20 protein-coding genes are annotated in these 21212 nt (G+C 47.1%); 10 read left to right on the plus strand and 10 right to left on the minus strand.

Annotated elements, in window-relative coordinates; genetic code table 11:
* Positions 1-24 precede the first annotated feature (24 nt).
* The gene (locus GK108_RS21060) at positions 25-1089 is read right to left on the minus strand and encodes a sensor histidine kinase (protein WP_212592854.1); all 1065 of its coding nucleotides are present in this window, start codon (positions 1087-1089) and stop codon (positions 25-27) included.
* Between the two features lie 598 nt (positions 1090-1687).
* Here GK108_RS21060 and GK108_RS21065 point away from each other — a divergent pair.
* Positions 1688-2176, plus strand: a complete 489-nt coding sequence (locus tag GK108_RS21065) for a GtrA family protein (RefSeq protein ID WP_163952799.1) — start codon at positions 1688-1690, stop codon at positions 2174-2176.
* Positions 2177-2181: 5 nt separating this feature from the next.
* On the opposite strand, the gene GK108_RS21070 is transcribed toward GK108_RS21065, so the two are convergent.
* The 3 genes from GK108_RS21070 to GK108_RS21080 all read right to left on the minus strand — a co-directional run bounded on the left by GK108_RS21070 (position 2182) and on the right by GK108_RS21080 (position 4280).
* Positions 2182-2799, minus strand: coding sequence for a hypothetical protein (locus GK108_RS21070; RefSeq protein ID WP_163952801.1), 618 nt, complete (start codon positions 2797-2799; stop codon positions 2182-2184).
* A 172-nt stretch (positions 2800-2971) separates the two neighbouring features.
* Positions 2972-3730, minus strand: coding sequence for a hypothetical protein (locus GK108_RS21075; protein WP_163952803.1), 759 nt, complete (start codon positions 3728-3730; stop codon positions 2972-2974).
* Positions 3731-3947: 217 nt separating this feature from the next.
* Entirely contained in the window at positions 3948-4280 is a 333-nt protein-coding gene (locus GK108_RS21080) for an ArsR/SmtB family transcription factor (RefSeq protein ID WP_163952805.1), read from the minus strand.
* Positions 4281-4592: 312 nt separating this feature from the next.
* On the opposite strand from GK108_RS21080, the gene GK108_RS21085 reads away from it, so the two are divergent.
* From GK108_RS21085 to GK108_RS21100, 4 genes are all read left to right on the plus strand, one after another.
* Complete coding sequence (locus tag GK108_RS21085; protein WP_163952807.1) at positions 4593-4997, plus strand: VOC family protein; 405 nt, start codon at positions 4593-4595, stop codon at positions 4995-4997.
* 64 nt (positions 4998-5061) lie between these two features.
* On the plus strand, positions 5062-6768 hold the full coding sequence (locus GK108_RS21090) for a GH39 family glycosyl hydrolase (protein WP_163952809.1): 1707 nt from the start codon (positions 5062-5064) through the stop codon (positions 6766-6768).
* A gap of 392 nt (positions 6769-7160) precedes the next feature.
* Positions 7161-7625, plus strand: coding sequence for a DUF3592 domain-containing protein (locus GK108_RS21095; protein ID WP_163952811.1), 465 nt, complete (start codon positions 7161-7163; stop codon positions 7623-7625).
* A gap of 172 nt (positions 7626-7797) precedes the next feature.
* The gene (locus GK108_RS21100) at positions 7798-8583 is read left to right on the plus strand and encodes an FkbM family methyltransferase (RefSeq protein WP_163952813.1); all 786 of its coding nucleotides are present in this window, start codon (positions 7798-7800) and stop codon (positions 8581-8583) included.
* A 3-nt stretch (positions 8584-8586) separates the two neighbouring features.
* On the opposite strand, the gene GK108_RS21105 is transcribed toward GK108_RS21100, so the two are convergent.
* Complete coding sequence (locus GK108_RS21105; RefSeq protein WP_246225044.1) at positions 8587-10530, minus strand: vWA domain-containing protein; 1944 nt, start codon at positions 10528-10530, stop codon at positions 8587-8589.
* Entirely contained in the window at positions 10481-11335 is an 855-nt protein-coding gene (locus tag GK108_RS31330; protein WP_246225046.1) for a hypothetical protein, read from the minus strand. The genes GK108_RS21105 and GK108_RS31330 overlap by 50 nt, the downstream gene beginning before the upstream one ends.
* Before the next feature lie 324 nt (positions 11336-11659).
* Between GK108_RS31330 and GK108_RS21110 the strand changes: the two genes are divergently transcribed.
* Complete coding sequence (locus GK108_RS21110) at positions 11660-12019, plus strand: hypothetical protein (protein WP_163952815.1); 360 nt, start codon at positions 11660-11662, stop codon at positions 12017-12019.
* An 89-nt stretch (positions 12020-12108) separates the two neighbouring features.
* Complete coding sequence (locus GK108_RS21115; RefSeq protein ID WP_317166556.1) at positions 12109-12516, plus strand: DMT family transporter; 408 nt, start codon at positions 12109-12111, stop codon at positions 12514-12516.
* A gap of 74 nt (positions 12517-12590) precedes the next feature.
* Here GK108_RS21115 and GK108_RS21120 read toward each other — a convergent pair whose 3' ends face one another.
* From GK108_RS21120 to GK108_RS21135, 4 genes are all read right to left on the minus strand, one after another.
* A complete protein-coding gene (locus tag GK108_RS21120; RefSeq protein WP_163952817.1) occupies positions 12591-13406 on the minus strand; it encodes a molybdopterin-dependent oxidoreductase in 816 nt (271 codons plus the stop codon).
* The gene (locus GK108_RS21125) at positions 13403-14152 is read right to left on the minus strand and encodes a cytochrome b/b6 domain-containing protein (protein ID WP_163952819.1); all 750 of its coding nucleotides are present in this window, start codon (positions 14150-14152) and stop codon (positions 13403-13405) included. Before GK108_RS21125 ends, GK108_RS21120 begins: the two co-directional genes overlap by 4 nt.
* Before the next feature lie 75 nt (positions 14153-14227).
* Positions 14228-14827 carry a peroxiredoxin-like family protein gene (locus tag GK108_RS21130; RefSeq protein WP_163952821.1) on the minus strand — a complete coding sequence of 200 codons (600 nt, stop codon included), beginning with the start codon at positions 14825-14827 and terminating at the stop codon, positions 14228-14230.
* Between the two features lie 93 nt (positions 14828-14920).
* Positions 14921-15781, minus strand: coding sequence for an AraC family transcriptional regulator (locus tag GK108_RS21135; protein WP_163952823.1), 861 nt, complete (start codon positions 15779-15781; stop codon positions 14921-14923).
* A 156-nt stretch (positions 15782-15937) separates the two neighbouring features.
* On the opposite strand from GK108_RS21135, the gene GK108_RS21140 reads away from it, so the two are divergent.
* The 3 genes from GK108_RS21140 to GK108_RS21150 all read left to right on the plus strand — a co-directional run bounded on the left by GK108_RS21140 (position 15938) and on the right by GK108_RS21150 (position 21194).
* Positions 15938-16774: an MBL fold metallo-hydrolase gene (locus GK108_RS21140; protein WP_163952825.1), complete on the plus strand. Its 837-nt coding sequence runs from the start codon at positions 15938-15940 to the stop codon at positions 16772-16774.
* Between the two features lie 99 nt (positions 16775-16873).
* Positions 16874-17653, plus strand: coding sequence for a patatin-like phospholipase family protein (locus GK108_RS21145; RefSeq protein WP_163952827.1), 780 nt, complete (start codon positions 16874-16876; stop codon positions 17651-17653).
* Between the two features lie 307 nt (positions 17654-17960).
* Positions 17961-21194: a SusC/RagA family TonB-linked outer membrane protein gene (locus GK108_RS21150; protein WP_163952829.1), complete on the plus strand. Its 3234-nt coding sequence runs from the start codon at positions 17961-17963 to the stop codon at positions 21192-21194.
* Positions 21195-21212 lie beyond the last annotated feature (18 nt).

The following is a 21212-nucleotide window of genomic DNA, read 5'->3' on the forward strand; positions in this document are numbered from 1 at the left end:
CAATAAAGAAGCTGCGGGGCAACTTTACACAGCCGCTTTGAGCGGACTCAGCAGCGGCAACAGAACTGTAAAATGCTCTTCATTTTCTTCAATAATAACGTCTGACTGCGTTAGCATTCGGTATTTAGCCGCAATATTGGCCAGGCCAATGCCATTGCTAAGGCTTTGCTTATTTTTTCGCTGAAGATTGTTCCTGACCGCCAGTAAAACACAATCCTGATCACTAACCGACGATTGAGTGGATATATCGATAGTAAGCGGTTTATTAGGAGCTACCACATTATGTTTTACCGCGTTCTCGACCAGAAGCTGTAGGGTCAGGGGCGGTAGCGAGTGAGCCAGGCAGTTCGGTGGTACGGCGGTACGAACGGCAATACCAGCGCCATGCCTGGTTTTTAACAGATGAGCATACGACTTGATGAACAGCAGCTCGGTTTCCAGCGATGTCAGTTCTCGGTCATTCGATTGGAGCAAGTATCGGTAAACTCTCGACAGCTCATCCACAAACTGCCCGGCCTGAACCGGCGATTCGTCGATCAATGTTGAGAGTGAGTTAAGCGCATTGAACAGAAAATGCGGATTGACCTGATTTTTCAGCGAATCGAACCGAGCCTGCCATTCGGTTTTTATGAGTAGTTCCTTCTCCCGATACGTATCCTGAAGCTGCCGAATTAAGTAGCCTCCTTCGTAGATCGCTACGTAGACAGACACATAGACAACCTGAATACCCGTTGTTTCGATGTAGTTATACACATCAAATGTCCAGATGCCTACGTCTAAAAACCAGTTAATCAGGATACGTAGCGAGGCATTGAGATTGGCCAGTACGATAATCAACGCTCCCAGTACAACGAGCCGTGGCTGCATGCGCGACAGGCCCGGATAACGCTTTTGACTGTATAGAATCAACAGCCGGGCCAGTTCCCAGCCAATGTAGCCGCAGCTAATGGCAATGCAGACAAATTGTAGAATTTGGCGGGGAGAACTCTTTACATAAATAGAAAGTCGAAAGAAGAAGGTACCAAAGGCAAACAGCACAAGCGGCCCAAAAAGCCGCAACTTTGCTTCTTTCGATAGTCTTATGGTCATAGGGGATTGAGGAGGCTACTCCAACGTAGCAAATTAGCTAATTATTGACTCTGAATCAATGGATAGTACAGGTAAATAGTGGAATAAAACCATAGAGTATGAGCGCCTATTATGGATTTGCCCGTTCTATGTGACAAAAATGATTGGTAGAGGATCACGAGCGAAGTACATTATGTGCCAACTGGTAAAAGCGATTGGTCAACAGGAGTATTGCCTGAATGAACTGGAAAGGAAAGTTAAGTTCATGCCTGCTGTTATTGATGTGTGAATACGTTTGTAACGTCTATTGCATTAGATAATCCCAGCGTTGACAAATGGGGTACTGATGCAGTTCGAATCTTTGACAAAGTTTAGAACCGCCCGGCGGCACGGTTTGTCAAAGGTGAGATTAACTCAATAGTGGGCCGACGTTACGTCAGGATGTTTTTTTGAAAACAGTGGATGATCTGGTTTGTAAATGGATGTACTACGTAGATCCGGGGACGTAATCAGCAGAGACTATGCCCATAGGATCTGTTAAATCAGGCAGCGGTTTATAGAACGGCACCAATGCGCATCGGGCTTTTCCTATCTTTGCCGCTCGCTTTTACCGTAGATTATGAATAGCCAACTATTCAATAAAAAAGATTTAATCGCTTATTTTATTGTCGCTGCCATTGGGGCATCTCTGCAACTTCTGGTTGGCACGCTGCTTCAGGAGTGGTTTCTGGTAACGTATGAACAGGCGCTTTTTGCCGGTTACGTAGCTTCCTTTTTTGTCGGTTTTTATCTGACTAAACTGTTTGCATTTAATGCTAAAAACTCGGCCAAAACCCGGCGCGAAATCGCCAAATTTACCTTGGTATCAATCATTTCCTGCATTATAACGGTTTATGGTTCTTCGCTGCTCTACAGCGTGTCAGTCGATATGCTTCAGTCCTATATCATTACCATACCGTCGTCGACAAAAGAAGTGAATGTCAATAAATTAGTGGCCCACACCGGCGGAATGGGGCTGAGTTTTATCAGCAATTATATTCTGCATAAGCAGTTTACCTTTCGCAATACCGGCTTTTATGACAAACTAAAACGCTTGCTGAATTTATAGGAATCTCATTGCCGGGGCAGCAGTAAATAACTTAGGCCAACCTGAGCTTGCCAAAAGTTGGAAGAGCCAATTTTGAACCCATCAGAAGGACGGACTGCATCCTGCCAATTGGCAACAACTTCGCCACGTAGCGCGGGGGTAATACCGATCGTTAGACCAGCCGAAAGCGAACGCGAATGTATGCCAGAGATGGTATTGTTCTGATACGTACGAAACCCGGAATTGCCCGAAGTGCTGGAGTAGTCCTGACTCGTAAAGGTATAGGTGCCAAATCGATAGGCAGCGGCTACGAATGGTGAAAGACGCGTCTGCGTGAACTGATAGCGTATGGCCGGACCAACAGAAAGCAGATTTGTTTCTATAACTCTCTGCGTCCACTCTCCGCTCCAGCTGGCCGATGCGCCGAGCATAAGCTTGTTAGCGACGTAATAACCGCCATAAAACTGAGTCGTCAGATTGTTAGCCAGGAATTGAGCTTTTGAATAGCCACCCTGAATGCCTAGTTGCCATGTTTTTCGGGCAAATGGCTTGGGGGTAATTTCAGAATTATTGGCCTGTGCGAAGCTTTGAGCTGCTGTTGAGACAGAGAAGGTATATAAGCAAAGGAGTAGGAATGCTTTCATAGAACCGCCTATTTGCTCCCAAAACGTAACGCTTATTTTCTCAGTATAGAATCAATTGCCAGATAACGCTTTATTTATTAGGCGGCTTTAGAAGTAAACTGCTGAAAGTCAGAATGCCTTTGCTACGTTATAAGCGATAGCAAAGGCATTCTGACTTTCAGTAAAGCTGTTATTAAAACTTGGCCGTAAGCCCTAACTTGACAGCCGATACGCCGTAGCCCAATTCGGTAAAAGCACCAACCTTAGGACTGAACATATACCGGGCTCCCAGATGTAACCCAACGAAAATACCGCTGTTATAGCCGCCGTAATCGTAATAGCTGTAGGATGAGCCACCTGCATACCGGAAGCCAAGCGATGCGCCGATGTATGGATCGAAATCGCTATTCTGGATATTCAGGGCTTCGCCCAGATGATACGACGCCCGGCCGCCTGCATAAATGAAGTTGTAGCCACCTGAGTAGTACCCGTAGCTATACCGATAATAATCGATAGAACCACCTACTGAAAAGTTATTCTTGGTACCTACTTCCACCGATACACCGAGTGGTAAGCCGCCACCGTAATACGTCGCTAAACCAATTCCAGCATTCAGATAAATAGGTTTGGAGCGTGCCGATGATCGGGCGTGAGTGCGTGCTGTTGACGTAGCAGGACGAGCTGCTGATTGAGGTGCGGTTTGCGCGGGTGCTGCTGGTCGGGTTTCGGCAGGAGCCGGGCTGGCTACGGGTGCAGACGCCTGTGGTTTAGGAGCTGGCGTAGCAACGGCCACTGGTTTCTTTGCCTGACTCGTGGCCGGACGGGGAGCTGGCTTCTTCGCCTGATACGTTGACTGAGTAGCTGGCCGACGAGCGGGTTGTTGAGCGATAGCAAAATCTGCCGAGAAGAGGATCGTAAGCGCCAGAGCCGCTAGTTGTGTACATGTTTTCATCGTTCTATTTGTTGTTTCTGATTTGTGAGGAACGATGCAAACTTACGGCGCTACGTATCGGACAACCACCGGCAACTGCCTGAACTGCGGAAAGGCCTACCTGAATTGTAAAGACTATGTAGTGAATCAGGAAAATGATTCGGGTGGGTTGTAAAACGAATCCTCCCGAATTCCTGAAGTTTACGGGAGGATCTGTACGGACTGATGGTAAGAAAGTCTATTTAGCCGGGTCTGCAGCAGATTCTTCCAGGGCTGCTTTCAACACGGATTCCAGTAAGCCCGGAAATTTCGTCGATAGTTCGTCCAGACGTAGCGAGGTTAAACTCTGCGTGCCTTCTGTTCGGATATACACAATGCCCGCTTCACGTAATACCCGTAAATGATGCGACATAGTCGATTTGGCAACGGGTGTTGGTATGGAGCCACAGGGTTGCTCGCACATTAAATTTGCCAGACACTGCACAAAGTTCAATCGAACCGGATCACTCAGGGCGTGCAGCACTCCAGTCAGGGTAATCTGGTCAATAGTGGGGTGCTGATACTGTTTCATGCCGTTTATACTGTCAATAGTACTGGTTTCGGGGAAATAATGCCCGAAACAACGTAATGCCCATACAACAGGGATTAACGCCGAAAAAATTCAATCTGGAGAAACCAACTCGTTATGCTCCTTGTTCGAAATTTACAAAACTGTATTTGTTCTATAAACGCCGAACAATGATTTGTTTGGATAATGTATTCTGAGTAGTCAGGAACCTAGTGAATCAATACTAGCTTTGGAGCGGGTTGTTCTACGTTTTTATTTGCCATTGAGAGCGTATAATCGCTTGGCCTAAAACTAGTTGCAACAGACGAGCATGTCATGAAAACCACAGTTAAAGAACTCCGCCTGATTCTAACAGTCGATAATCTCGACGAACTAATTGCGTTTTATCGCGACACAATTGGCCTTGAAACATCTAAAGAGTGGCGAGAAGAGGAGGGGAACGGTATCATACTGGATGCTGGTCGGGCTTCTCTCGAACTGATTGATGCGAAACACGCAGCGCGAATCGATCAGATTGAAGTTGGGCAGCGGGTTTCCGGACCCGTTCGGTTGGCACTACGTGTAGCGGAACCAATAGCTACAGCCACCGAAACGTTACTTGACGGTGGTGCTACGTCGGTGGCTGCTCCCACTACTGCGCCGTGGAGCGAGGTGTCGCGTGTGAAAGCGCCCGATGGTATGCAGATTACGCTGTTTGCTACGTCTACCCTGGCTGACTAGCAGAACAACAGGTAGAACCGTATAGGGAAGTTCTTTAAAGCGTCGTTATCTGTTCACTTCCCGCATGCTACGTTCTTTAACTAAACAGTTTCTGTTCTGCTTACTGCTTCTTTGTTGCTTAGGTCTCCGTTTCGATGGTAGGGCGCAAACGGCTTCGCCCGTTGCTATTCAGGTCGATTTAACGAAAGATAAAGGCCCTGTTCGTCCAATCTGGGCGTGGTTTGGTTACGATGAGCCAAACTATACGTACATGAAAGATGGACAAAAACTACTGACCGAAATCTCAAAACTGAGTCGTGTTCCGGTGTTTGTGCGGGCGCACAGCCTGCTGGTAACGGGCGACGGCACGGCTGCCTTGAAGTGGGGATCAACGAACGCATATACCGAAGACGCGCAGGGAAAACCAGTCTATAACTGGACCATTGTCGACAAAATTTTTGATACGTATATCGAGCGCGGCATGAAACCAATTGCTCAGATTGGCTTCATGCCCGAAGCGTTGTCGTCGAAACCGCAACCCTATCGCCACTACTGGAAACCCGGTGATAATTACAACGATATTTACACGGGTTGGGCTTATCCGCCAAAAGACTATACGAAGTTTGCATCGCTGGTGTACGAATGGGTGAAGCATTCTATTGCCCGTTACGGTAAACAGGAGGTTGAAAGCTGGTATTGGGAGCTGTGGAATGAACCCAACATTGGTTACTGGAAAGGAACTACGGAAGAGTATATCAAGCTGTACGATTACACGGCTGATGCCGTTAAGCGAGCGTTGCCAACTGCAAAAATCGGCGGACCTGAAGTGACAGGCCCCAACTGGGACGTATCCGAAAAGTTCTTTCGCTCATTTCTCGATCATGTTGTCAATGGCAAAAATTACGTAACCGGCAAGGTGGGGACGCCTTTGGATTTTATTACGTTCCACGCCAAAGGAGCGCCCAAACTGGTTGATGGCATTGTGCAGATGAACATGGGCACGCAGCTCCGCGACATCGACAAAGGTTTCGAAATCGTAGCCTCTTATCCAACGCTTAAAAAGTTACCCATTATCATTGGCGAATCGGATCCGGAAGGTTGCGCGGCCTGTTCGGAAGATTTACATCCGCAGAATGCATACCGCAATGGGACGATGTATTCCAGCTATACAGCGGCTTCGTTTGCCCGTAAACATGACCTGGCCAGCGCACGGGGTGTCAATCTGCTGGGAGCCGTTACGTGGGCTTTTGAGTTTGAAGACCAGGCCTGGTTCCGGGGATTCCGGGATTTAGCCACGAATGGCGTCGACAAGCCGGTGCTCAATGTGTTTCGGATGTTTGGTATGATGCAGGGAAAACGAGTGGACGTAGCCCAGAATCTGGCTTACGATTATCGAAAAGTTAGGGAGCAGAGTGTTCGTGGTGAACCCGATATTAATGCCTTTGCGGCTAAAGATGAAAAAGAGGCAACCGTAATGGTCTGGAACTACCACGACGATAATAAACTGGTGGCACCCTCGTCCGTAGCGGTTCAGATTGCGGGGGTTCCGGGCAAGCGGGTATTGTTACAGCATTATCGGATTGATCAGCAGTTCAGCAACTCATACGAAGTATGGAAAGCAATGGGATCTCCGCAAAAACCGACTGCTGAACAAATCGCTACGCTCGAAAAAGCAGGCCAGCTACAATTATTGACGTCGCCCGAGTGGATAACAGTCAAAGATGGTAGCGTATCACTACCATTTTCGTTACCTCGTCAGGGGGTTTCTCTCCTCAAAATTTCCTGGGAATAAAATCCGTGTGCCTGGAAACAGCCATTGTGCTGCTACGTTCATGAACCTGCTAATCGGGTATAATCCTGCCAGGATCGCAAATCTGCGGTCCTGGTCTTAACATTATCAATAGGGGAGCCGTTGTATAAAGCAAGCATTATTTTTCATGTGAACTAAGATGCCGTATAATCAAGGTGCGAGTGATTCTGTTACCTCTTTCGGGGCAGTTATCGACCAAGCCATAGTAAGCAAACTATTATCTTGATTGCTGTTGATTGGGTCGATTGAATAATGTCCATTTGCCGATCATAGAGGGGAATTGACCAGTTACACAGTCATAGTTGCCGGATAGTAAGTGACGCTAGGTTGATGAGGTATTGTACTGCACTTTTGCTTATCCCTTTTTTACCACGATGGATACAACAATTCTTCCGCTATTAATTGCCTTTGGTGGCCTATTCTTTGGCGCGTTATTCCTGTTTATTGGCTGGTATTTCTGGTACGACGGACGCGATCTGCGTAGTAATGGACTGACGGTTACGGCAACCATCCTGAAAAAATTTCAGAAAGCCGACCAGGGGGTGCGCGGCCTCTTGCAGAGCTATTACGCTCAGTGTCAGTTTTATGATAGTTCGGGCGAGGCTCATGAGGTAGATGTCTATATGAATTCCAGCCTATGGTATCAGGTACGCGAAGGAGCTACCACCCAACTGACGTATGTGCCTGATGAACTTGACGAGCCCATGCCTGGCTCCCGCTCCAATTGGGAAGTGCGTGGTGTGTTTGGAATTGGCCTAATGGCACTGGGTATGCTGCTGATTTTATTTTTAACAATAGGCGGTATTCAGGAATGGTTAAGCGTCAACGACGTATTTTGAAATTAACTTCCCTGAGTGAATTGTAACAAAATGGCTTGTTAGGTATATAAGCTCTCGTGGTTATTGTAAAGCCGTAATCATGTAAAGTTTATCGATGGGGTATCGGTTACTTTTGTCGTCTGAATGTTGTCTAAATTAGTCAAGGCAACTCATTGACTTGATTAAAGAGAATATGACAAAAGCGGTAACCTTAGCAAAAAAAGTATTAGGAATCCATTCGCAACAGGGAGTTAGGCCCCTACACAATTTAATCCATGTTGGCTCTGAAGTTCATGGCTATTGTATACCCGCGAATTTTTTAAACGAGTCGTCAGTCTGTTACTGCGTTGGTGCTGGAGAAGACGTATCATTCGATACTGAACTGAACGTACTTTATGGATCGCAGGTTTTTATTTTTGATCCAACGCCCGAAGGTATCAATCATTTTAAAAAACTACGGGAATACACGGAAGCTGGCCAGCCACTGACCATAACCCGTGGTTCGTCGTTTACTTACCGAATTTCCAGGGAGCAATTGGATAAAGTTACTTTTGTTGACATCGGTGTCTGGGACAGTAAAACCACCTTGAAGTTCTACGATCCTGAACGGGAAGGTTATGCTTCACATTCGGTCTATTTATTTACTGATTCCAAGACGTACATAGAAGCGCCCGTTGATCGCCTGAGTAGTTTAATGCAGACGCTGGGACATTCGCATATCGATCTGCTCAAGCTGGAAATTGAAGGTGCAGAATACACGGTTATCGATACGATTGTCGATGATAAAGTGGATGTTAAAGTAATTCTGGTTGAGTTTGATGAAGTCCATAACGCATCGGACAAGCGTTTTCATTTTCGGATAAAAAATGCCTGTAATAAGCTCAAAAAAGCGGGATACGTATTGGTGCATTCCAGCGAAAGCATGAAACGCACGTTTGTTCGGAAAGATGTTTATGAGCGCCTGAACGGAAATGCATAGCATTTACGGTATTTTCTTTGCCTGCGCTTCAATAATTAGCTGGCCTGTTGCATTAGCCTGTGTTACGTGTGTATAGGCTCCTTTGCCGGAACGAGCGAGCTTTTTTAGTGAATCGCCTTTAATCTCATTACGTCCGAACGTAAATACCGTTAAGAATACATCCTGACTGGCTGATTCCTGAGCTAGCTGGTACGTCTCATGGCTTATCGGGAATTCGCCATCGGTTGCCAGAATAATACGATTGTTGCCCGCCCGGATATATTCTTTGTTGGCTACTTTGTAGGCAAGCCGAATACCTCCGTTACCGTCTGTATCGCCATCGGAACGAAGCTCATCAATAACCTGTGCAATCTTGTCGGCATTGGCGCCGGAAGTTGGTTTCAAGGCAATACGTGCCTTTTCGGAATAGACAATAATCGAAATTTTGTCTTCGGGCCGGAGTAGCGCCAGCAGCGATTTAATGGATTGTTTTAGCAACGGCATCTTGTAAGGCGAGTCCATGGAAGCCGAAACGTCGAGTAATAACACCATGTTATTGGCGGCATATCCTTGCAGCGAGTTGGTGTAATCCTGCCGGGCGGTGCGATCAATATATACCGTATCCACTTTAGTACGGTCAACATAAATTGTGTCGTGCTGAGTAGACGATCGATCAATGGGTTGGCCGACGGGAGTACGTAACGTCGGGCTGGTCGACGTAGTGTTTTCTGTCGGACTAACTGTGGGCGATGGGGTGGTTGAGGACCTGATTGGTTCCGTAGGCAAAGCTGGTGTAGAGGAGGCTGATCGACGAAACTCGACGTAGTTGGGTTGATTGACGGATTTTAACACCCCAAGTCGGGCCAGATCACTGAATTTATTATATTCGTAAACCAACTGATTGTTGAAGAAATAATAAAATTCTTCGTACGGATGTCTGCCATCAGCAGACGTAGTGATTTTCACTTTTTGTGATCTCTCCGCCATTTTTAACGAGTTCTCTGCCATATACTCGTAAGGCGTATAGGGGCAGCCACCATTGTTAGGGCCAAGCCGTTTTAATCCCTTTAGGTTCTGGTATTCATCCTGAATCAACTGACGAGCATTGGCCTGGAGCTTATCGGTTGGTGGCAATTGACTGGCTTCGCCTTTCAAATACGCTTTAATGCCAAACAAAAGGGCTTTATTCTCGTCCAGGTTTTTTTGTAAGGCTCTGCCCGCCACCTGCCAGGAATCGGATGGGTTCTTGAGTGGATAACGTTCATGAATTCGCCGAACATCCTCATACAGCCGTTCTTTTTTCTGATCAAACGTATCGAAAAGGTAAGCGTAGCGATCCAGAATAGCGTCTGACCGCTGAAGATGATCCTGTTCGTATCGTTTTTGGCGGGTATAATCGATCAATTCAATGCTCAACCCATCCATTTCCTTCAGCATGCTTAGTAATACGTCGGCCTGGCTGTTTATGGAATGACGATACGGCTGCGGAATATGTTGACTATCGTTGATCAGGAGTTGATGTTCTGAAACAGGTACCTTAAATTCCTCGTGAGCATAGGAAAGGCCGCTACGTCGGCTGTTTGGATTACTGGTGCGGTAATATTCTGCCGATGGTTGATAATTCCGCAACAGAACTTGTAGCCGATTCATCTGTCGCAGCGACTCGTTGATGAAATCGATATAAGCATTCAGGGCCGCAAACGTAGCAGGCTCGGCAGGTGCTTGAGCCGGTTGTGTGGTAAAGGAAATCGCTGGGACATCCTTAAAAAAAGCCGTTTTTACTATCGTTGGGTTGACGGAATGGATTCCTTCAAACGCGAAAACGGGACTGAATTTAGGGTAGGCGAGGAGCTGTTTCCTGGGTTGGCTATTGTTCACAAATAACTGCTGCCAGCTTAGTAGATCATTGTTGTAATAGTTAATGAGCGATAGATAAAATGCATTGCCATGAATCTTGACGAGCCGCAAACGTATTGTCGTTGATTCCGCGTGCTTTTACATCCTGAATGCTGCGAATGGCTGCTTTAAAGGATGAAACCATATCGTTTACCGGATAGCTGATAGTGGCGCGTTTTTTGCCGAATTCCACCAGGCTTTGGGCATCGGCCATCATGCTTTGCTGAACCAGCTCCACTGGCCAGTTGGCGGGGCTATTTTCGTTTAGATAATAGGTTAACGTATCGAGCAGTTTTGTCTGATTCTGCAGGATTTGCTCCATGTCCCGTTCGGTATACAGATACGCTTCGTTCGGAGCATAAGGCTGATAGTGTCTGTATATCTGTTGTATTTGTTTATATAGTGTGCCCTTGACGAGTCTGAACTGGGTAAACAGGCGCTCTAATTCTGCTAGTAACACGTCTGACTGCTTCAGGTTATCGCGTTGGTAGTCGTTCAGGCGAACATAGGTTTCCAGCGCTTTGCTTGTCTGATCGATCGTAGTTAGCAGTTGCCATAGAGAGGTTGAGCCAGCATTCAGCGCTTGCTTTTCGGCCGCAGTCAGGCCAACTCCAGCCATTGCTTTCTGAAAATAGTAGTCGTCTAATGGCCCTGATGATGAGATTCGAAGAGGGCCGTTTTTAGTTTGTCGGTACCGTTGCACATCGTTATAATACGTTTGGATCATTTGGAAACGATGCATCAGCTCATCGACCGAATGATTCATAAAAGCAACATGCGCATTTAAGGATTGCTGCGGGGAGGTTTGAACTATATTACCAGCCACTACTATACTGGGTAGGAACAATAAGCAGAAGAGTCGTAAGAATGGTTGCATGGTCTCCCGGATTAGTCTGGAATACCGAAGTGGTGTTGGAGTTTGGTTCGGCTAATTCTCTTTACTGCTCCATACTTGAGTCATTAATCCGTTATATGACAGGTTTGACGCAGTAAAACCAAAAATAGGCGACGTTTACGTAAGAACGGTAAGGTTACTTAACAACCGGTTGCTTTTGAGTCAGTTATAAGCAACGCGAATGCAGAGATTGTAAGTGCTTGGCTATGTATCATTTATCCGGGCTAATTACCGCTGGTGTAATATCTCCGATTTTGCTCAAGCCACTACTATACATTGCATAGTTCCTTGTAAAACAATACTGCTATGAAACATCTACTTGTAAGCTGCTTGCTATTGATCGCTCTGATTGCGTGTTCAGATGGACATGATGAAAAAATCGCCGTAACCGACTCTGACGATACGTATGAGTTTTATGCCAAGTATGACAGGAAGAAAAGTCAGCGTGTGCAGGATTATATAAATGTCAAAATGGCGCCTAGTGGTAAGGTCACGGGTGATAATGTTGATATCACTGCTACACTGGACGACAAGACTCGCTTTGAGCTGGAAGAGTATCCCGGAAAAGTGCGGATCAAACTCGATAAAGAAGATAACTCCGAAACATCTTACCGACGTATTAAGGCCATGTGTGAAGGAATAAAGGAGGTAATTAACGAGCCGTAAAAAGTTACTGGGTGACGTAGTAAAGCCGGGGCCGCTAAGGCTAAATTAGGTACCCTAGCAGTGAAGTCTTATTTTTGCGTCGTCATTCCATGGAAACGGGAATGATGTTGGAGGACGACCTCCCCCGTATTGGGAATAACGTTGGGACGACCCGACTACACCCAAGAAAGGACGTTATGGCCTGGGTATTTTTGACACTAGCCGGAATCTTAGAGGTCGTTTGGGCCGATTCCATGAAACAGTCGGAAGGCTTCACCCGACTTATTCCTTCCCTTATTACGTTGGTGGCCATGCTGGCCAGTTTTGGTCTGTTATCGGTTGCCATGCGCACCTTGCCGCTCGGTTCAGCCTATACCATCTGGACGGGTATTGGTGCAGTAGGCGCTTTTGTGGTCGGTATTATCTGGTTGGGCGAAGGGGTTAGTTTGCTACGTATCGTAGCGGCTTTATTGATTCTGGCCGGTATTGTCTTGATGAAATTGTCGGCGCCGAATTGAGGGGTAGTGACTAATTTCACCACCCCCAACCAGTGCGCTGGCCCGGCCCCTCCTAAAACAAGAGGGGCCGTCAATCACAATCCAACGTAGTAATCATAGCCGCGTTCGGCCCAGAAATCACGGGGTTTTTCGTCGGAGAAGAATAGGCGACCAATACGTTTCAGGTTTTTAACGCCGTATTTGACCGGAATAATCAGACGTAGCGGAGCACCGTGTGGAGCGTTAATCGGCTCACCGTTTAGCTCATAAGCCAGTATCGTTTGCGGGTGTAGAGCACTTTCCATATCGATACCGACGTAGTAACCTTTGTCGGGGGTTTCCAGACCAACGTAGCGGAACAAATCGTCGGTTTTGTCAGGATTAGGGGCATTACCGCTACGTGTTCCCAGCTTGTATTTCTCTAAAAAGTCTGATAATAGCGCTCCTCCCCAATGCTGCACCTGACTCCAGCCTTCGATGCACTTGAATTCGTAAACGATCTCGTGTTTGGGTAGGGCTTTAATCGCATCGATAGTGAGATCAAACGGCTGTTTGCCGGGACTTTCGATCTGTAATTTCCAATCTTCCGGGATAGGTGTTTTAAGGCCGTCGTAACCATTTACACGCGCATTTTTAGCCGCTTCCTCCACCGGAAATGTAGTCACCAGATGCGTGTCGCTGAAATAAGTACGGGCAATTGTCTCGTTCGTGTTCAGTACGTTACGTAGCGGCCGCTTGATGCCCTGCGCACCGGGGCTTTTTTTGATCCATTGATAAACGCCTACCGGAACCGCCGACGCCAGCGCAAACCAGCCGAACGATTGTAACATACGCCGACGAACCACTGATTCGGGAAGGTTTTCTTCGGGCAAGTTGGGCTCCGTAGCTTTCTGATTTTCGGCTTGATTCATGACAAACTAGGTTTAACCACTGGTTCAATGGGCTCTACGGGGGCATCGGGTAGCTTATCAACGGGGTTATCTACAATTGGCCGGTCTGGGTCGTGTTTATTCACAATTTCAAACCCCGTAACCATCGACTGGAAATTTTGCCAACCCGCCCGAATCACCTGTATGATGTGAATAACGAAGAAAATAACGTAACCCAGTGTTAGTATAAAATGCTCCATTCGAGCCGCTTTGTAGCCGCCAAGCAGCGTAGTAAGCCACGAAAACTGGGTGGGTTTATAGATGGCGTAGCCCGTCAGAATAGAGCCGACGCCCATGAGCAGAATGGCCGAATAGGCTATTTTTTGTGCACCGTTGTATTTAATAAACGGCGGCTGCGTTTTTCGCAAGCCCAAATCGTAAAGCGTTACGTCGATGGCTTCCCGGAATGAGTTACGATTCGGAACCAGGTGCCGCCATTCGCCCGAAAGAAACGTATAACCGACGTAGAACAGCCCGTTCAGCAGAAAAATCCACATAAACACAAAGTGCCACGCCATACCTTCGGCCAGTCGACGCGGCACGCCGAGCGCTTTGTAAAATCCGTCGGGAAAGAACGACACCAGTACGTAGTCGCCGATCTGGATTTTGTACGGATCATACGCCCAATAAATCAACAGTCCGCTCCAGATCATGACGAATAACACCGGAAAGTTGATCCAGTGAAACCACCGAATGGCCAGCGGATGCTTGTGAACGATACGTTTCATGGGAAGGGTAGGCTGGTTTGCCCTAAAAATACAAACTAAAGACCTTTTAGGCGATCAATTGTTCAGTTCGGGTAATTAGAGAACAGATTCGGCGGCTGCTTTGAGCAACTTAGCGGGCATTCGCTCTTTGAAGTTAGGATTGATGTATTCAAACTTGATAACGCCCTGCTGATTCAGTAAGAAAACGGCCGGTACGGGCAAAAGTTTATCGGTGTTCTTACCATTACTTCCTTTTTCCAGGGTTGCACTATAAGCCGCCGGTGCTTTAAATGCCAGACCAAAAGCGCGGGCAGCCGTTACGTCTGCATCGGAAAGAAGCGTGTAGGTGAGTTCAGATTTATCGAGCGTATTTTTTAAATTTTCCGGGCTATCGGTGCTTACCGCCAGTATTTGGTAGCCTAATTTGCTAAGGTCAGGCTCCAACGTACGTAGTTCTGAAAGCTGACGATTACAAAAAGGACACCAGCCACCCCGATAAAAAATTAGTACGGTTGGCTTTTTCGATACTATATCAAGTAGAGAAACTGATTGACCATCAATTGTTTGAACTTTAGAGCTCGGAATTGTTTCGCCAACCAGTAAAGGGCTGATATCCTCTGGTTTCTGCGGAATTTCTACGGAAGCACGAAAAGCCATTGATACGAACAATAGGCAAATAAATGTAAGGTATTTCATGTGATTTTCGGCATGAAGCCAATAGATGAGTGATAGCGACAAAGTTGCTACGTTCACTAATCCGAAGAAATGACTACTCTGCCCATTCTGTTATCAATTTTTCCTGATGGGCAGGGTTGTATTACGTTCTTTAAATTCGGATGGCGATACGCCAATCTGGTTTTTAAAAAATCGGCTGAAATGCGGAATAGCTTCGAAGCCTAACTCAAACGTGATTTCTTTGATCGATTTGTTTGTGTACAGGATTAAACGTTTGGCTTCCAGTACGATACGTTTATGGATGATTTGTAGTGGACTGGGTTGATTATACTGAGCAAACAGATTTGAAAGCGTTTTGGAGGATCGATTGAGTAAATCGGCGTAGGATTTTACGTTGTGAAGGGTACGGAAATTTATTTCTACCAGCAGGTTGAATCGCCGGACCAGATCGAGGTCTTTCTCGCTGAAATGTTGGTGTAAGAATTGCTCTTTTGCCAAACGTGTCATTTTGATAATCAGTCGTTTGAGTAGCATTCTTAGCATTTCTCCCTGGATAGTGTCCTGAATAGAAAATTCATCGTAGAATACCCGTAACAACGCGTCGAATTTGGTTCGTTCCAACTGATCAAGTGCAATAAACATCGGAATGGTGGCCCCGTAAAACAGAAAGCCAACGCAGGAAACTTCTTTGTCATGATCAACAATGCAGTAAAACTCCCGGTTGAATTGCCAGGCTACCACCAACTCCGGTTCCTCAAACACGTACGACTGATTAATCATGAGCGGTAATATCGACTGCTGAGGAAACAGATAACTGATTCCGTCGATGGTAATCATCTGGTCGGGGCCCGTATTCCAGGCAATGGTCAGCAGCCTGTTTCTGTAATCTTCCCGGAAGGACTGCCTGAAAGTGGGCTCCTGACACGTTAGGTGAAGGATTCCTTCGGTTTGGCTATCGTGATAAACATACTGCATGCTCACAAAATACGAAAAAGAACCGGTTGCTCCTGATGCTGGACGTAACGCCAATTGGTGTCAAAAAGGTTGCTTCAGAAGCGCTTGTCCTGCCAAAACATAGTTCCGCTTGTTATTCCTGTCAGAAAGAAATTTTAACTTGCCAAAAACACGCTTATGTCTCTCCAAATGATTGATACTGGTTTTTTTAAACTCGATGGCGGGGCTATGTTTGGTGTAGTGCCTAAACCGCTCTGGCAAAAACTAAATCCGGCCGATGACCTGAATCGGTGCACCTGGGCTATGCGTTGCCTGCTCTATGAAGCGAATAACCGGCTGCTGCTGGTTGATACCGGCATTGGTGATAAACAGGACGCCAAATTCTTCGGTCATTACGACCTCAGTGGCGACGCTACGTTACGTTCCTCCATTCGGGCGGCTGGGTATGACCTGACCGACGTAACGGACGTACTGCTGACGCATCTGCATTTCGACCATGTGGGCGGAGCCGTAAAACGTACCGACGATACATTGACACCTGTTTTTGAGAACGCTACGTATTGGGTTCATCCGGCTCACTGGCAATGGGCTGTTCATCCCAATCCTCGTGAAAAAGCGTCGTTTCTACGTGAGAATATTATGCCCTTGCAGGAAAGTGGGCAGTTGCAGTTCCTAACGGAAAATCCGTTTCCATTCACCGATATTGATTTACGCTATGTGGATGGGCATACCGAGAAGATGGTGTTGCCCGTTTTTCAGATAAATGGACGTAGCGTGGCGTATATGGCCGATCTGATTCCGTCGTCGGGGCATATTCCGTTGCCGTATGTGATGAGTTACGATGTGCGCCCGTTGCTAACGATGGACGAAAAGGCGAAGCTGTTACAGCAAGCCGCCGACGAAAATTGGATATTGCTTTTTGAGCACGACCCCGTAACCGAAGCCGCTACCGTGGAGATGACCGAAAAAGGTGTTCGGCTGAAAGAGAAAGGCCGACTTATTGATTTGTTGTGAGCCCGAAAACCACTACGTTCAACAGCTAGTTGACAACAACAGGGCGACACGTTTTGCTTATATTACGTCAGGGCAACCTGAACTTATAGTACTGGCACTATGAAGATTGGTTTGGTATTATCAGGAGGAGGAGCGCGGGGAATAGCGCATCTGGGTGTTATCAAGGCACTTCAGGAAATGGGCATTGGGTTCGATCAGATTTCGGGAACCAGTGCCGGGGCTATAGCTGGTGCGTTTATTGCACAGGGCTATTCGCCCGATGAGAGCCTGAAAATCATTGAATCGTCGTCGTTTGTACGGCACATCCGCCCGGCCTGGAATCGGATGGGGTTGCTACGTCTGGATACCATTGTCGATATCTATCGGAAATACATTTCGCACGATACGTTCGAAGGCTTACGGATTCCGCTACACGTAGTAGCCGTTGATCTGAACGCTGGTGAGCAGGTCGTTTTTAACTCGGGCGAACTAATACGTCCGGTATTGGCCTCTTGTTGTTTGCCGGGCATTTTTGAGCCATTTCAAATCAATAAACGACAGTACGTAGATGGCGGTGTGCTGAACAATTTGCCGGTAGAACCGTTGGAAGACAAAGTCGATTGTCTGATTGGGTCGCATTGTAATGTGCTGGGCCCTCGCAAGCCGATCCGTTCGATGCGCGGGGTTATTGAGCGAAGTCTGGTGCTGGCGGTGCAGACCAAAACGAAAGAACGGTTTACCAAATGCAACGTATTAATCGAGCCGCCCCAACTGGCCGAATACGGTACCACCGATATCAGTAAAGCGAGAGAATTGTTTCGGATCGGCTATCAGCACACGCGGTTGATGGCTACGGATATAGATAAGGCGCTTAACTGCGCCATGCAGGCAAACTCCTAAGTCAATAATAGTATAATAACAGCAAACGCCGGGTCATTTGATCCGGCGTTTTTGGTTTAAGTAATGGTTTAAATGAGTAGCGTATATTACATATAGTAAAAATACTTAATAAATAATAATAATTGTACTTTATTGATAAAGTTTTGTTACTCTATAAATGGAAAATAACCGGAATTAAATTCTATTATTATTTAGTATATGCGAATAAAATATTAGTACGTGTTAAATTCTATGAATATGATCGGTAATGTATTTTGCTATATTTGCGGCTAATACTTATTTTTTAATCTAAACTTAATCTAGCTTTATGATGAAAAATCTACTAGTGAGTGTGCTGTTGCTATGCTCACTCTGGGTGCCTGCCTGGGCCCAGGATAGGACGATTACGGGTAAAGTGACAGCCGCTGAAGATGGCTCTCCTATACCTGGAGCGTCGATCGTGCTGAAAGGTACATCGAGAGGAGCGAACACCGATGCCGATGGTAACTACTCCATTGCGGTTTCTGGCGGAGCTAAGGTGCTGGTAATTAGTTTTGTTGGTACGGCTACGCAGGAAATTGAAATCGGAAACCGGTCAAAAATCGATGTTAAGCTGGTTTCTGATGCCAAAAGTCTTCAGGAAGTAGTCGTAACAGCACAGGGGATTGTTCGGGAGAAGAAAGCCCTGGGGTATGCCGTTACTACGCTGGAAAACAAATCCATTGAAGATCGCCCGCAGGCTGATGTGGGCCGTATTCTACAGGGTAAAATTCCGGGCGTTAACATCACCGCTACGTCGGGGGTGTCGGGTACGGGTACGAGTATCAACATTCGCGGGTTTTCGTCGATCACCGGCTCTACTCAGCCACTTTTCGTGGTCGATGGCGTACCGTTCAACTCAAGCACTAACTCACGCGGTGGTTTAACTGGGGCTTCGGGTACCGGCTTTCAGGGGGGAAGTCAGTCGGCTTCCAGCCGTTTTCTGGATCTTGATCCGAACAATATCGAAAATATCAGCGTCCTGAAAGGGTTGGCGGCTACCGTTACGTATGGCGATCAGGGACGTAACGGCGTCATTCTGGTAACGACCAAAAACGGCAGCAAAAAAGCGCGCCCAACAGAAGTAACGTTAACGCAATCTGTTTTTGCGAACTCAGCGCACTTGCCTCGTTATCAGAATGATTACGTGGGTGGTTTCCAGCAAAACCTGGGTTACTTCTTCAGTAATTTCGGTCCAACGCTGGCGGAAGCCTTAGCCTATCCCTCGCAGAATACAAACACGGCTCTGACGCAGCATCCGTATGCGTTTCTGACCAATTCGGCACTACGTTCGGCTATGGCTCCGTACGTGGCTTCGCTGGGTGCTTATAAGATGCAGGTTTACCCCGATAATGTGAAGGATTTTTTCCGGACGGGTATTATTTCCAATACCTCGCTGAACCTGTCGGGGGGTAGCGAAAAAGTAGGTTATAATCTGTCGGTCGGTTATAATAAAGAACAAGGCTATATTCCTGATAATGGATTGACTCGCCTGAACATTGGATCGGGTATCCGGGCGCAGCTGAGTAAAAAGTTCAGCATCAATACGTCCTTCAATTACGCGAACACCGATCAGTTCTCTCCGCCACTCAGTGCAGGTCAGGGAAACAACACGCTGGGAGGTTTCCCGTCGGTGTTGGCCAACGTTATGTTTACCCCGCGTCAGGTGGATTTGATGGGCTGGCCCTACGAAAGTCCGGTCGATGGTGGTACGGTATATTTCCGGTCGGGTAACGATATTCCTAACCCACGCTGGATTCTGGCCAACTACAAGACAACGGGCGTTGTTAACCGCTTCTTCACGACAACGAATCTAACCTACGATATTGCCAAGGATCTCGTGCTGTTGTACAAGGTCGGTCTGGATACGTATTCGGAGAATCAGGAGTATAAATTCAACAAAGGCGGTGTTGATTTTGTGAATGGTTTCTACAATACCTACGATGTGAATAACACGATCTGGGATAATAGCTTGATTGTGTCCTACAACAAACCCGTTAGCGACCGATTCACTCTATCGGCTCGTTTGGGGGGCAACATGCGGAATGACAAAACCCGCTATCAATACGTAGTGAGTCAGAACCAGCTCGCTCGTAACTTGTTCCGGCATAACAACTTCATCGACAACCAGGCTATTGATGGTACGGTAGAACAAACCCGGATTGGGGTGTTTGGTGAAATTACGGCCGATATCAATGACTATCTGTTCCTGAACGTAGCAGCCCGTAACGACTGGACGTCGACCGTAGAGGTAGCAAACCGCCAGATTTTCTATCCATCAGGTAGTATTTCCTTCGTGCCAACATCCGCCTTTGGCGCATTGCAGGGGAGCAGTGTGCTGAACTTCCTTAAGCTCAGAGCAGGCATTGGTACGTCGGCCGGTTTCCCGAACCCGTACAGCACACGTAGCGTCCTGAACCAGAACGCCAGAGCCTGGCTGAACGCATCGGGCGCAACTGTGCAGACACACTCGGTGGATAACGTATTAGGAAACCCAAATCTGAAGCCTGAGCTGCATACAGAAGTTGAATTTGGGGTTGAAGGTCGCCTGCTGAACAACCGGGTTAACTTCGATATTACGGCTTATCAGCGTACCACCCGTGATCTGATCACCAACACGCCACTCGATGCATCGACAGGGTATACGGCCACGACTATCAACATCGGTAAAATTCAGAATGCAGGGGTTGAAATCAGTGTGTCGGGATCACCAATCAAACGGGGAGGTTTCTCGTGGGATGTGACGGGTGTTTTCTCTCGTAACGTACCGAAAGTGCTGGATTTGGGCGGAACGCTTCAGGAAGTACAGGTTTCCGGATTTGGCGGATCATTGGGTAACTACGCTATTGTTGGTCAGCCTTTTAACGTCATCAAAGGAACGGGCTACCGCCGTAACGATCAGGGCCAGTATCTCATCGATGGTCAGGGGTATCTGATTCAGACGACTTCGCCCGTGATTCTGGGCAATCCGAACCCTGCTTTCACGTCGAGTCTGATCAATGAGTTTAACTACAAAGGCTTTTCGCTGAGCTTTATGCTGGCATATCGGCATGGTGGCGCTATGTACTCTACCACTGCTGGCGCGCTGCTGGGTCGGGGTTTGGTTAATACCGATAATGGGCGCGACGGAGGGATTGATCGTCAACAAACGCTGATTATTCCAGGGGTGAAAAATTCGGATGGTACGCCAAACGATATTCAGATTACCAACTCTGATTTCTATTTCAACAACTACTACTTCTTTGGCGACGAAGGCCGTATCTACGACGGATCGACTATTCGCCTGCAGGAAGTATCGTTGGGCTATCAAATCCCCAAACCATTCCTGAGTAAGCTGAAAATCAAAGGGGCATCGATTTCGCTGTTTGGTAATAATTTGTGGTACAAAGCCTTACATTTTCCGACGGGTCTGAACTTCGACACGGATAACTTAGGATTGGGCGTCGGTAATGGACTCGGCTTCGAATTCCTGACCGGTCCTAGCACCAAGCGGTTAGGTGGCACGCTGAAGATCACATTCTAACCAGAAGACAGAGGTAGA

It is taken from the genome of Spirosoma terrae (genome assembly GCF_010435915.1).
GTDB lineage: Bacteria > Bacteroidota > Bacteroidia > Cytophagales > Spirosomataceae > Spirosoma > Spirosoma terrae.